At 63.6% G+C, this 12,825-nt stretch carries 9 protein-coding genes and 3 rRNA genes; 9 read left to right on the forward strand and 3 right to left on the reverse strand.

Annotated elements, in window-relative coordinates; all coding sequences use genetic code 11:
- Positions 1 to 13 precede the first annotated feature (13 nt).
- From argF to argH, 4 genes are read left to right on the forward strand one after another with little or no spacing between them, the layout of a single operon-like run.
- Positions 14 to 943, forward strand: a complete 930-nt coding sequence (gene argF, locus H4W30_RS04840; protein WP_192741674.1) for an ornithine carbamoyltransferase — start codon at positions 14 to 16, stop codon at positions 941 to 943.
- Positions 940 to 1,461, forward strand: a complete 522-nt coding sequence (locus tag H4W30_RS04845) for an arginine repressor (RefSeq protein ID WP_034321647.1) — start codon at positions 940 to 942, stop codon at positions 1,459 to 1,461. Before argF ends, H4W30_RS04845 begins: the two co-directional genes overlap by 4 nt.
- A complete protein-coding gene (locus tag H4W30_RS04850) occupies positions 1,451 to 1,804 on the forward strand; it encodes an adenine nucleotide alpha hydrolase family protein (RefSeq protein WP_192741675.1) in 354 nt (117 codons plus the stop codon). The genes H4W30_RS04845 and H4W30_RS04850 overlap by 11 nt, the downstream gene beginning before the upstream one ends.
- A 27-nt stretch (positions 1,805 to 1,831) precedes the next feature.
- Entirely contained in the window at positions 1,832 to 3,247 is a 1,416-nt protein-coding gene (argH, locus tag H4W30_RS04855; RefSeq protein ID WP_192741676.1) for an argininosuccinate lyase, read from the forward strand.
- A gap of 60 nt (positions 3,248 to 3,307) precedes the next feature.
- Here argH and H4W30_RS04860 read toward each other — a convergent pair whose 3' ends face one another.
- Genes H4W30_RS04860 through H4W30_RS04870 form a run of 3 tightly spaced genes read right to left on the reverse strand, consistent with a single transcriptional unit; the run spans position 3,308 to position 5,189 of the window.
- A complete protein-coding gene (locus H4W30_RS04860) occupies positions 3,308 to 3,946 on the reverse strand; it encodes a TetR/AcrR family transcriptional regulator (RefSeq protein ID WP_192741677.1) in 639 nt (212 codons plus the stop codon).
- Complete coding sequence (locus H4W30_RS04865; protein WP_192741678.1) at positions 3,946 to 4,617, reverse strand: DUF4166 domain-containing protein; 672 nt, start codon at positions 4,615 to 4,617, stop codon at positions 3,946 to 3,948. Before H4W30_RS04865 ends, H4W30_RS04860 begins: the two co-directional genes overlap by 1 nt.
- Positions 4,614 to 5,189, reverse strand: coding sequence for an SRPBCC family protein (locus tag H4W30_RS04870; RefSeq protein WP_192741679.1), 576 nt, complete (start codon positions 5,187 to 5,189; stop codon positions 4,614 to 4,616). Before H4W30_RS04870 ends, H4W30_RS04865 begins: the two co-directional genes overlap by 4 nt.
- 121 nt (positions 5,190 to 5,310) lie before the next feature.
- Between H4W30_RS04870 and H4W30_RS04875 the strand changes: the two genes are divergently transcribed.
- The 5 genes from H4W30_RS04875 (at position 5,311) to rrf (ending at position 12,778) form a co-directional block, all read left to right on the forward strand.
- Positions 5,311 to 5,946 (forward strand): DNA-3-methyladenine glycosylase, encoded by a 636-nt coding sequence (locus tag H4W30_RS04875; protein WP_192742432.1) that lies wholly within the window; start codon positions 5,311 to 5,313, stop codon positions 5,944 to 5,946.
- Positions 5,947 to 5,978: 32 nt separating this feature from the next.
- A complete protein-coding gene (gene tyrS, locus H4W30_RS04880) occupies positions 5,979 to 7,253 on the forward strand; it encodes a tyrosine--tRNA ligase (protein ID WP_192741680.1) in 1,275 nt (424 codons plus the stop codon).
- A 351-nt stretch (positions 7,254 to 7,604) separates the two neighbouring features.
- Positions 7,605 to 9,121: ribosomal RNA gene (locus H4W30_RS04885) — 16S ribosomal RNA — on the forward strand.
- A 323-nt stretch (positions 9,122 to 9,444) separates the two neighbouring features.
- A 23S ribosomal RNA gene (locus tag H4W30_RS04890) occupies positions 9,445 to 12,580 on the forward strand.
- 81 nt (positions 12,581 to 12,661) lie between these two features.
- Positions 12,662 to 12,778 (forward strand): 5S ribosomal RNA (gene rrf / locus H4W30_RS04895).
- Together the 16S, 23S and 5S rRNA genes form the textbook arrangement of a ribosomal RNA operon.
- The last annotated feature ends 47 nt before the right edge of the window (positions 12,779 to 12,825 follow it).

Below are 12,825 nucleotides of genomic sequence, written 5' to 3' on the forward strand. Positions count from 1 at the left end.
AGAGACGAAACGCATGCTCCGCAACTTCCTCCGTGACGACGATCTCAGCCCCGCCGAACAGGCCGAGATCCTCGACCTCGCCGACCAGCTGAAGGCCGAGCCGCTGAGCTCCCGCGCGCTGGAGGGCAAATCCGTCGCGGCGATCTTCGAGAAGAACTCCACGCGGACCCGGTTCTCGTTCGAGGTGGGCATCGCCCAGCTCGGCGGCAACCCGGTCATCGTCGACGGCCGCTCCATGCAGCTCGGCCGCGAAGAGACCATCGAGGACACCTCGCGGGTGCTTTCGCGGTATCTGGACGCGATCGTCTGGCGGACGTTCGCCCAGAAGCGCATCGACGCGATGGCCTCGGCGGCGAGCATCCCGGTGATCAACGCGCTCACCGACGAGTTCCACCCGTGCCAGGTGCTCACCGACCTGATGACCATCCGCGAGCGCAAGGGCAAGCTCGCCGGGCTGACCCTGGTGTACCTCGGCGACGGCGCCAACAACATGGCGCATTCGCTGCTGCTGGGCGGGACAACGGCCGGGATGCACGTCCGCGTCGTCTCGCCGGAGGGCTTCCAGCCGGATCAGCAGGTCATGCTCGACGCGAAGCACCGGTCGACGGAGACCGGCGGCAGCACCACGGTCTTCACCGATCCGTACGCGGCCGTCGAAGGCGCGGACGTCGTCGTCACCGACACCTGGACCTCCATGGGTCAGGAGAACGACGGTCTCGACCGGGTCGGCCCGTTCCGCGAGCTGCAGGTCAACTCCGCGCTGATGCGCCGCGCCGCGGACGAGGCGATCGTGCTGCACTGCCTGCCCGCGCACCGCGGCTGGGAGATCACCGACGAGGTCATCGACGGACCGGCCAGCGCGGTCTGGGACGAGGCCGAGAACCGGCTGCACGCGCAAAAGGCGCTGCTGGTGTGGCTCATGGACGAGAAGCGGCGACGATGACCGGCAGCAGGGTCACCCGGCAGGCACGGATCACCGAACTCGTGTCCACGATGGCCATCCGCAGCCAGACAGAGCTCGCGAAGCTCCTGGCGGCGGAAGGTATCGACGTCACGCAGGCGACGCTTTCGCGGGACCTCGACGAACTGGGCGCGGTGAAGCTCCGGGGTGCCGATTCCGGCGCGCCGGTGTATGTCATCCCCGAGGACGGCAGCCCGGTACGCGGGGTGCAGGGTGGCACGTCCCGGCTTTCGCGGTTGCTCGCCGAACTGCTCGTTTCGGCGGACTCGTCGGGCAACCTGACGGTGCTGCGCACCCCGCCGGGCGCGGCGCAGTTCCTCGCCAGCGCCATCGACAGGGCGGCGTTGGAGGAGGTCGTCGGTTCCATCGCCGGCGACGACACGGTCGCGGTGATCGCGAGGGAACCGTTGTCCGGCAAAGACCTGGCCGAGCGCTTCATGGCGCTGGCCCGACGGTCGTCCACAGTGGACGGCGGTGAGGAGACCGAAGGTGACGCCTGACGGGTTCGCCTTCCCGGATGACCCGGAGAAGCTGGTCATCACCTTCGACGAAGGTGTGCCGGTGGCCATCGACGGGGAGACCGTGACGCTGCTGGAAGCCTTCCAACAGCTGAACCTGCGTGTCGGCGCCTTCGGGCTCAGAGGACGAGAGATCTACGAGGGGCCGGCCGCGATCGCGCTGGTCACCGCGCACGAGGAACTGCAAAAGGTCAGTACCGGGCGGGTGTCCGGCGAGGTGCGGCTGGTCCTGCACCGCGGCAACGCGGTCGTGAACTCCGCACGCGACGAGCGCGCGCTGTACGACTTCACCACAGGCGCTACCTTCGACCGGTCAGTCGCCTGAAGAGAACCAAGGGATTCGAGGAGTGTTGTGAGCGGGAATGAGCAGCCGGTGCAGCTGTGGGGCGGCCGGTTCGCCAGCGGACCGGCCGAGGCGATGGCGGCGCTGAGCGCGTCGACCCATTTCGACTGGCGGCTGGCGCCGTACGACATCGCCGGGTCGCGGGCCCACGCGCGAGTGCTGCGGAAGGCGGGGCTGCTCACCGAAGACGAGCTGACCGGCATGCTCGCCGCGCTGGACACCCTCGCGCAGGACGTCGAGTCGGGCGCGTTCACCCCGACCGTCGCCGACGAGGACGTCCACACCGCGCTCGAACGCGGTCTGCTGGAGCGGGCGGGCACCGAACTCGGCGGCAAGCTGCGCGCGGGCCGTTCGCGCAATGACCAGGTCGCGACGCTGTTCCGGATGTGGCTGCGGGACGCCGCCCGGCGGGTGGTCGCGGGCACCCTCGGTGTCGTGGACGCCTTGGTTTCGCAGGCGAAGCGGCACCCGGACGCGATCCTCCCCGGCCGCACCCACCTGCAGCACGCCCAGCCTGTCCTGCTGGCGCACCATCTGCTCGCGCACGGCCAGTCGCTGCTGCGCGACGTCACCCGGCTGCGTGACTGGGACGCTCGCACCGCCGAATCGCCCTATGGTTCCGGCGCGCTCGCGGGTTCGTCGCTCGGTCTCGACCCGGAGGCCGTCGCCGCGGAGCTGGGCTTCGACACCAGCGTCGAGAACTCCATCGACGGCACCGCCTCGCGGGACTTCGTCGCCGAGTTCGCCTTCGACGTCGCGATGCTCGCGGTCAACCTGTCCAGGATCGCCGAAGAGGTGATCATCTGGAACACCGCCGAGTTCGGCTACGTCACCCTCGACGACGCCTGGGCGACCGGCAGTTCGATCATGCCGCAGAAGAAGAACCCCGACGTCGCGGAATTGACCCGCGGCAAGGCCGGACGGCTCATCGGCAACCTGACCGGTCTGCTCGCGACGCTCAAGGCGCAGCCGCTCGCGTACAACCGTGATCTGCAAGAGGACAAGGAGCCGGTCTTCGACTCCGTCGAGCAGCTGGAGCTGCTGTTCCCGGCGATCGCGGGCATGCTCGAGACGCTGACCTTCCACACCGACCGGCTCGCCGAACTGGCCCCCGCCGGGTTCACCCTCGCCACGGACATCGCCGAATGGCTGGTGCGCCAGGGCGTTCCGTTCCGTGTCGCGCACGAAGCGGCGGGCGAGAGCGTCCGCGTCGCCGAGGCCCGCGGTGTCGGCCTGGACGAACTGACCGACGAAGAGTTCGAGAAGATCAACCCGGCCCTGACACCCGCCGTGCGCGAGGTGCTGACCGTCGAAGGCTCGGTGAGCTCGCGCAACGCTCGTGGCGGTACCGCTCCGGAGCGGGTCGCCGAGCAGCGGGACCGGCTGGTCGCGCGGGTCGCCGAACACCGCGCCTGGCTGAGCTGACCTCTCGCGTGAAGGCCCCCTTCCCTCGGCTCAGCCGAGGGAAGGGGGCCTTCACGCGCTTCAGGATCGCTTCGCGGTCTTCCGGAGCTTCGCACGCACCGCGCGGGTGGCGACCGGGCCGAGCCCTTCGAAGACGTCGGCCAGGACGGCAAGCTGCTCCAGCGCCGCCAACGCCTGTTCGCTGCCCTCGGGATTGACCGACTCGAACAACGTCAGGCCGAGGAAACCGGCGGAGACCGCGTGGGCGAGCCCCTCGGTCTCCGCGAACTCCAGCACCGGCGAATCGGCCAGCACCCGGTCGAGGGTGACCCGGACCTCGCGCACCCAGTTGTCCAGCGCCTGCCGCGTCGCCTCGGCCAGCCGTCCGCCGCCTTGGGCGCCGGCGAGTGCCTGGGCGAGGACAGTCATGTTCCCCTCGGCGCGCTCCTCCGAGTGGATGACCCGGCCGAGGTCCAGAAGCTCGCCGAGTGTGGTCACTTCGGCAAACCGGTCACGGAAGTGGGCGACGCGGCTCTCGGTCGCCGTCACGCAAGCCTGCGCGATCAACTCCTCGACACTGCCGAAGTGGTAGAAGATCAGCGCCTGATTGGTGCCCGCCGCCGCGGCGACGGTCCTGGCCGAAACGGCGGTGATCCCGCTGGTGCGGATCGTCTCCAGCGCGCCGTCGATCAACCGCTGTTTGGTGCTGGGCCCGTTCATCAGTCCAGGACCTTCTCACGCAGTGGCTTCACCGCGCCGCTCACCCCCGGCCGCAGGTCGACGAACCGTGCCTCGAAAGCGCCCCGGTAGCCGAACAACGGCCCGAACCGCCGGTTCGTCACCCGGATCTCGATGCGGAAGAGCCCGCTCTCCTCGTCGAACCACTCGTCGACCTCGGCCACACCGACGAGGGGTCGCGGCACCACACACCGAATCGGGCCTTCGCGGATACGGAACTCCTCCGACCGGATGTGGAAGCCGCCGTCGGGCCGCACCGTCATGTCGAGATCGACGGCGAGGTGCTGATGTGTGCCCAGGTAGTCGACGATCTTCCCGCGATCGCGGCTGTAGATCATCTGCGCGTCGAACCGGCGCCGCCGTTCCGGCAGTTCGAAGGTGCGGACGAACGACACCGTCTCCCTGCCGAGCGAGTCGACGTACGGATAATTCTCGATGGTGAAGGGGACGTTGCGACCCCGTTCGGGGAACAGGATGTGCCTCGACGCGCCGAGCCGCAGGAACGGCGCCGTGAACGCGGCGCCGCGCCAGATCTCGTCCATCACGCCGATGCCGATCATCCCGACGCCGTTCTCCGTGCTCAGAGACAGCCGTTCGCGCATCCGCGGGTGCAAAGACGCGAAGTCGGCGCCCAGCGCCTCTCGGAAGATCATGCCTGCTCCAGGGTGTCGAGGATGCGGGGCGCGACGCCGTCCTTTCCCGGCCGTGGGCTCCGGCGGCATCGCCTCGCCGAGGGGGAGAGCAGCGGGAGTTCTTCCGGCGGTGCGCCGGTCTCGAGCCACAAGCGGAGCCTGTCGAACGACCAGGCCGTCATCCAGCCGAAGAACGGCCGGAACAGCAGGTCGGCGAACCTGCCGACTACACCCCATCGAGTGGTGTAGTCGAAGCCGGTGACGAACCGGACGCCGTCGTCGACCGGTGTGTAGCGCCAGTACCCCGATCCGGTCTTGATGAGCGACAGCGGATCCGCGGAGGCGAATCGCAGCACGGACGTCCGGCCGCCGTCCGGCCGCGTGCTCTCACCGGCGTGTGTTCCGGTCCCGCTGACGACGAGCCCCAGGAACTCGGTCGTGTACCGGAATCGCCCCGGCGAACCCACGACCGGCTCGATCTGCGAGAAGCGGAGATCCCACCGTGCGTGCAAACGCGGGTCCTGCGTGTACCGCCACAGCGTGTCGAGGTCGGTGCGGATCACCGTTTCGACGTACAGCGCTCTTCGGCTCATGGCGCCCCTCCAGTTTTGAGCGTCCGCTCAAAAGCACTGTAGAGCATGTTTGAGCGATCGCTCAATACCTGGCCGGTTAAGGTCGGCCTGGGAGAACGCGAGGTAAAGGGGAGTGCGGAACGTGGAGACCGGCAGGCAGTTCACCCGGCGCGAGCTGGCGCTGGATCCGGTGGAGCTCTCCACGCTCCTGCTCGGCGCGGTGATCGAGGCGACCGGCCCCGACGGCACGGTCGCCGTCCGCCTGGTCGAGGTCGAGGCCTATCGAGGGCTCGACGACCCCGCGTCGCACTGCTACCGCGGCAAGACGCCGCGCAACGCGGTCATGTGGGGGCCCGCGGGGCACCTGTACGTGTACTTCGTCTACGGCATGCACTTCTGCGCGAACGTCGTCGGCACCGAAGACGGGCAGCCGGGCGCCGTGCTGCTGCGTGCCGGGGAGGTGATTTCCGGTGCGGACATCGCCAGGGCGCGCAGGCCGTCGGCACGCGGCAACGGCGAGCTCGCCAAAGGGCCGGCGATCCTCACCTCGGTGCTCGGCATCGACCGGGCCGAGAACGGCGTCGACCTGACCGACCCGGCGTCACCCGTCCGGCTGTTCACCGGCGAACGCGTGCCCGAAGCGGCCATCCGCACCGGGCCGCGCGTCGGCGTCGCGATGGCGATGGACACGCCATGGCGGTTCTGGATCGACGGATCACCCGCGGTCTCCACCTACCGACGGGGCGGCAAGCGACGGGCGGCCGCCCCCGGCCGATAGTCGGTTGACCTGGTGCGGGAGGATCTACAGGCGTGAGCGAGCACATCCTTGACGAGTTGACCTGGCGCGGCCTGATCGCGCAATCCACCGACCTCGAAGCACTCCGGCGAGACCTCGACCAAGGACCTCTCACGCTCTATTGCGGATTCGACCCGACCGCGCCCAGCCTGCACGCCGGCAACCTGGTCCCGCTGCTGATGCTCTCCCGCTTCCAGCGCGCCGGTCACCGGCCGATCGTGCTGGCGGGTGTCGCGACCGGGATGATCGGCGATCCGCGCGACACCGGTGAGCGCACCCTCAACACGCTGGACACCGTCGCCGAATGGGCCGACCGGATCCGTGGGCAGCTGGAGCGCTTCGTCGACTTCGACGACTCGCCGACCGGCGCGATCATCGAGAACAACCTGAACTGGACCGGCAAGCAGACCGTGGTCGAGTTCCTGCGCGACGTCGGCAAGCACTTCCCGGTCAACATGATGCTGAACCGGGAGACGGTGAAGCGGCGTCTCGAGGCCGACGGCATGTCGTACACCGAGTTCAGCTACCTGCTGCTGCAGTCGCAGGACTACCTGCACCTGCACCGCGAGTACGGCTGCAAGCTGCAGATCGGCGGCTCCGACCAGTGGGGCAACCTCGTCGGCGGGGTCGACCTGATCCGCCGCACCGACGGCGGGCACACGCACGCGCTGACCGCGCCGCTGGTCACCGACACCGAGGGACGCAAGTTCGGAAAGTCCACCGGCGGCGGCAGCGTCTGGCTCGACCCGGAGATGACCTCCCCGTACGCGTGGTTCCAGTACTTCCTGAACGTCGCCGACGCCGACGTCATCCGCTACCTGCGGATGTTCTCCTTCCTCGGGCAGGAGGAGATCGCGACGCTGGCCGAGGACACCGAACAGCGCCCCCACCTGCGGTCCGCGCAGCGGAAACTGGCGGAGGACTTCACAACGCTGGTGCACGGCGAGGCGGCGACTAGGCAGGTCATCGCCGCGAGCCAGGCGTTGTTCGGCAGGGGAGAGCTGCGTGAGCTCGACTCGCCGACCCTCGACGCCGCCATGGCCGAGGTGCCCAACGGCAAGGTCGACCCGAACGGCGAGTCGACGATCGTCGACCTGCTGATCGCCGCCGGCCTCGTCGACAGCAAGGGCGCCGCGCGCCGCACCGTCAAGGAAGGCGGCGCGTACGTCAACAACACGAAGATCGCCGACGAGGAGTGGAAGCCGTCCGCGGACGACGCTCTGCACGGCCGCTGGCTCGTGGTCCGCAAGGGCAAGCGCAACGTCGCCGGCGTGCGCGTCGGGGGCTGATCGCGGTCCGGGCCTGAAACAGGGGCTCTGACCTGCGGAAACGCAGTTAAGGTACCCCCCTGTTTCGGGCCCTTCCGGGGCGTGTAAAGTTCTCCAAGTCGCCAGGGAAACCGGGCGGCCGACCGGGACACGAACCAAGCTCTCGCTCAGTGCGATTGAGTGGGTGTCTCACCAAAAACTGCTAGGAATGACTGCTTCGGATAAGGCCGCTGTGATGGCGGTGCGATCTGGGGTGTGTTGCTTGAGAACTCAACAGTGTGCTAGTGAACTAAGCCAGTAGAGCTTATGTATTTGAACCTCGTGTGAGGTTCCTTTGAGAGCAAAAATTTGCCTCGATTGAATTCGAAGACATTGTTGGAGAGTTTGATCCTGGCTCAGGACGAACGCTGGCGGCGTGCTTAACACATGCAAGTCGAACGATGAAGCCTTTCGGGGTGGATTAGTGGCGAACGGGTGAGTAACACGTGGGCAATCTGCCCTGTACTTTGGGATAAGCCTGGGAAACTGGGTCTAATACCGGATATGACTGCTGATCGCATGGTTGGTGGTGGAAAGCTCCGGCGGTACAGGATGAGCCCGCGGCCTATCAGCTTGTTGGTGGGGTAATGGCCTACCAAGGCGACGACGGGTAGCCGGCCTGAGAGGGTGACCGGCCACACTGGGACTGAGACACGGCCCAGACTCCTACGGGAGGCAGCAGTGGGGAATATTGCACAATGGGCGCAAGCCTGATGCAGCGACGCCGCGTGAGGGATGACGGCCTTCGGGTTGTAAACCTCTTTCGCCAGGGACGAAGCGCAAGTGACGGTACCTGGATAAGAAGCACCGGCTAACTACGTGCCAGCAGCCGCGGTAATACGTAGGGTGCGAGCGTTGTCCGGAATTATTGGGCGTAAAGAGCTCGTAGGCGGTTTGTCGCGTCGTTCGTGAAAACTCCACGCTTAACGTGGAGCGTGCGGGCGATACGGGCAGACTTGAGTTCGGTAGGGGAGACTGGAATTCCTGGTGTAGCGGTGAAATGCGCAGATATCAGGAGGAACACCGGTGGCGAAGGCGGGTCTCTGGGCCGATACTGACGCTGAGGAGCGAAAGCGTGGGGAGCGAACAGGATTAGATACCCTGGTAGTCCACGCTGTAAACGTTGGGCGCTAGGTGTGGGCGACATCCACGTTGTCCGTGCCGTAGCTAACGCATTAAGCGCCCCGCCTGGGGAGTACGGCCGCAAGGCTAAAACTCAAAGGAATTGACGGGGGCCCGCACAAGCGGCGGAGCATGTGGATTAATTCGATGCAACGCGAAGAACCTTACCTGGGCTTGACATGCGCCAGACATCCCTAGAGATAGGGCTTCCCTTGTGGTTGGTGTACAGGTGGTGCATGGCTGTCGTCAGCTCGTGTCGTGAGATGTTGGGTTAAGTCCCGCAACGAGCGCAACCCTTATCCTACGTTGCCAGCGCGTCATGGCGGGGACTCGTGGGAGACTGCCGGGGTCAACTCGGAGGAAGGTGGGGATGACGTCAAGTCATCATGCCCCTTATGTCCAGGGCTTCACACATGCTACAATGGCTGGTACAGAGGGCTGCGATACCGCGAGGTGGAGCGAATCCCTTAAAGCCGGTCTCAGTTCGGATCGCAGTCTGCAACTCGACTGCGTGAAGTCGGAGTCGCTAGTAATCGCAGATCAGCAACGCTGCGGTGAATACGTTCCCGGGCCTTGTACACACCGCCCGTCACGTCATGAAAGTCGGTAACACCCGAAGCCCATGGCCCAACCCGTAAGGGGGGGAGTGGTCGAAGGTGGGACTGGCGATTGGGACGAAGTCGTAACAAGGTAGCCGTACCGGAAGGTGCGGCTGGATCACCTCCTTTCTAAGGAGCAACACATCCACCCCGCCGGGATACCCGGACCAACGGTGGTGGAGTGGCCAGGACTCAAGTGCCGAATGTGTGCTTGTTCTGGTTGCTCAAGGAATTGTGGAACTACTGGTTATGGTGTCGCCGGCTTCTGCTGGGACGCTCTAGTACTGCACCTCTGGGTGCGTGGAACGGGTGCTTCTGGGGAGTCGGAGGGATTGTTCGCTGGCATGCTGTTGGGTCCTGAGGCAACACGCCGAGGGGCTTACACGAGCTCCAGGGTTGTTTGTTTCTGGTGTGGTGTTTGAGAACTGTAGAGTGGATGCGAGCATCTTTGTGGTCAAGTTGTTAAGGGCACATGGTGGATGTCTTGGCTTCAGGAGCCGATGAAGGACGTGGGAGGCTGCGATATGCCTCGGGGAGCTGTCAACCGAGCTGTGATCCGAGGATTTCCGAATGGGGAAACCCAGCACCAGTTATGTGGTGTTACCCGCATCTGAATATATAGGGTGTGTGGAGGGAACGCGGGGAAGTGAAACATCTCAGTACCCGTAGGAAGAGAAAACAACCGTGATTCCGTGAGTAGTGGCGAGCGAAAGCGGAAGAGGCTAAACCATGCACATGTCAAGCTGTCAGGCGTTGTGTGTGTGGTGTTGTGGGACCCAGCGTCGAGGATCTGACAGTCCTCGGAACGGTTACGCGTGTTAGTGGAACGCCTTGGGATGGGCGACCGGAGTGGGTGAGAGTCCCGTACGCGAAAACATGTTGTGGATCGTTTGTTTGGTGTTCCCGAGTAGCAGCGAGCTCGTGGAATTTGCTGTGAATCTGCCGGGACCACCCGGTAAGCCTAAATACTTCCTGAAGACCGATAGCGGACTAGTACCGTGAGGGAAAGATGAAAAGTACCCCGGGAGGGGAGTGAAAGAGTACCTGAAACCGTGTGCCTACAAGCCGTCAGAGCCCGAGCACATCCTTGTGATGTTGAGGTGATGGCGTGCCTTTTGAAGAATGAGCCTGCGAGTTAGTGCTGCGTGGCGAGGTTAACCCGTGTGGGGTAGCCGTAGCGAAAGCGAGTCTGAATAGGGCGATTGAGTCGCGTGGTCTAGACCCGAAGCGGAGTGATCTACCCATGGCCAGGCTGAAGCGTCGGTAAGACGACGTGGAGGGCCGAACCCACTTAGGTTGAAAACTGAGGGGATGAGCTGTGGGTAGGGGTGAAAGGCCAATCAAACTCCGTGATAGCTGGTTCTCCCCGAAATGCATTTAGGTGCAGCGTCACATGTTTCTCCACGGGGGTAGAGCTACTGGATGGTCTAGGGGCCTTACCGGGTTACCGAAATCAACCAAACTCCGAATACCGTGGTGTGAGAGTGTGGCAGTGAGACGGCGGGGGATAAGCTTCGTCGTCGAGAGGGAAACAGCCCAGAACACCAGCTAAGGCCCCTAAGTGTGTGCTCAGTGGGAAAGGATGTGGGATTGCCCAGACAACCAGGAGGTTGGCTTAGAAGCAGCCACCCTTGAAAGAGTGCGTAATAGCTCACTGGTCAAGTGGTCCTGCGCCGACAATGTAGCGGGGCTTAAGCACACCGCCGAAGCTGTGTCATTGACACATATAGATCGGCACTTTCCTTGAGGAAGTGTCTAGTCGTGTTGATGGGTAGGGGAGCGTCCTGCATCCAGGGAAGCGGCGGCGGAAGCCAGTCGTGGAGGGTGTGGGAGTGAGAATGCAGGCATGAGTAGCGAATGCAGAGTGAGAAACTCTGCCGCCGGATGACCAAGGGTTCCTGGGCCAGGCTAATCCGCCCAGGGTAAGTCGGGACCTAAGGCGAGGCCGACAGGCGTAGTCGATGGATAACGGGTTGATATTCCCGTACCCGAGCACGTGCGCCCAGGATGAGGCGGTTGATACTAACCACCCAAAGCCTCGTGTTGAAGCCTTCGGGTGGATACGCGAGTGTGGAGCGTGGGATCTGATTCCGTAGTAGTCGAGTGATGGGGTGACGCAGGAAGGTAGCTCCGCCAGTGAGTGGTAGTACTGGTGTAAGCGTGTAGACCGGAGTGTAGGCAAATCCGCATTCCATATAGGTTGAGACGTGATGCGTAGCCGATTGAGGCGAAGTAGAGTGATCCTATGCTGCCGAGAAAAGCCTCTAGCGAGTGCGTGCACGGCCCGTACCCCAAACCAACACAGGTGGTCAGGTAGAGAATACTAAGGCGATCGGGTGAACTGTGGTTAAGGAACTCGGCAAAATGCCCCCGTAACTTCGGGAGAAGGGGGGCCAAACACTCTGAAGTCCCTTGCGGACTAGGGGTGGGTGGCCGCAGAGACCAGCGGAAAGCGACTGTTTACTAAAAACACAGGTCCATGCGAAGTCGCAAGACGATGTATATGGACTGACGCCTGCCCGGTGCTGGAACGTTAAGAGGACCGGTTAACCCTTCGGGGTGAAGCTGAGAATTTAAGCGCCAGTAAACGGCGGTGGTAACTATAACCATCCTAAGGTAGCGAAATTCCTTGTCGGGTAAGTTCCGACCTGCACGAATGGCGTAACGACTTTCCGGCTGTCTCAACCACAGGCCCGGCGAAATTGCACTACGAGTAAAGATGCTCGTTACGCGCGGCAGGACGGAAAGACCCCGGGACCTTTACTATAGTTTGGTATTGGTTTTCGGTTCGGCTTGTGTAGGATAGGTGGGAGACTGTGAAGCTGGCACGCTAGTGTTGGTGGAGTCGTTGTTGAAATACCACTCTGGTCGGATTGGGAATCTGAACCTCGGACCATGATCTGGTTCAGGGACAGTGCCTGATGGGTAGTTTAACTGGGGCGGTTGCCTCCTAAAGAGTAACGGAGGCGCCCAAAGGTTCCCTCAGCCTGGTTGGCAATCAGGTGTTGAGTGCAAGTGCACAAGGGAGCTTGACTGTGAGACAGACATGTCGAGCAGGGACGAAAGTCGGGACTAGTGATCCGGCACCACCTGGTGGAAGGGGTGTCGCTCAACGGATAAAAGGTACCCCGGGGATAACAGGCTGATCTTGCCCAAGAGTCCATATCGACGGCATGGTTTGGCACCTCGATGTCGGCTCGTCGCATCCTGGGGCCGGAGTAGGTCCCAAGGGTTGGGCTGTTCGCCCATTAAAGCGGCACGCGAGCTGGGTTTAGAACGTCGTGAGACAGTTCGGTCCCTATCCGCCGCGCGCGTAGGATACTTGAGGAAGGCTGTCCCTAGTACGAGAGGACCGGGACGGACGAACCTCTGGTATGCCAGTTGTCACGCCAGTGGCATGGCTGGTTGGCCACGTTCGGAAGGGATAACCGCTGAAGGCATCTAAGCGGGAAGCCTGTTCCAAGATGAGGTATCCCACCCCTTGTGGGTTAAGGCCCCCAACAGACCATTGGGTTGATAGGCCAGAAATGGAAGCACAGTAATGTGTTGTCGAGTTGACTGGTACTAATAGGCCGAGGACTTGCCCACAAAGATGTTACGCATCCACTCTACAGCTCTGAAACACCACACCGTTTGTGGAAACAGACAGTGTGTGTTGTTTCGTAGTGTTTCGGTGGTTATAGCGTCAGGGAAACGCCCGGTCCCATTCCGAACCCGGAAGCTAAGCCTGACAGCGCCGATGGTACTGCAACCGAAGGGTTGTGGGAGAGTAGGACACCGCCGGACTAACTTCAGGACAGGGTCCTGACCAGGGTCGAGAACCCCAACAGGTT

The sequence above is a fragment of the Amycolatopsis roodepoortensis genome, assembly GCF_014873915.1.
In the GTDB taxonomy this organism is placed as follows: domain Bacteria; phylum Actinomycetota; class Actinomycetes; order Mycobacteriales; family Pseudonocardiaceae; genus Amycolatopsis; species Amycolatopsis roodepoortensis.

Bases quoted from the DNA above. Each gene is read 5' to 3' on its own strand.
- H4W30_RS04865 (WP_192741678.1), bottom strand. From the start codon at position 4,617: ATGATCTTCCGAGAGGCGCTGGGCGCCGACTTCGCGTCTTTGCACCCG.
- H4W30_RS04870 (WP_192741679.1), bottom strand. From the start codon at position 5,189: ATGAGCCGAAGAGCGCTGTACGTCGAAACGGTGATCCGCACCGACCTC.
- argF (WP_192741674.1), top strand. From the start codon at position 14: ATGCTCCGCAACTTCCTCCGTGACGACGATCTCAGCCCCGCCGAACAG.
- H4W30_RS04845 (WP_034321647.1), top strand. From the start codon at position 940: ATGACCGGCAGCAGGGTCACCCGGCAGGCACGGATCACCGAACTCGTG.
- H4W30_RS04860 (WP_192741677.1), bottom strand. From the start codon at position 3,946: ATGAACGGGCCCAGCACCAAACAGCGGTTGATCGACGGCGCGCTGGAG.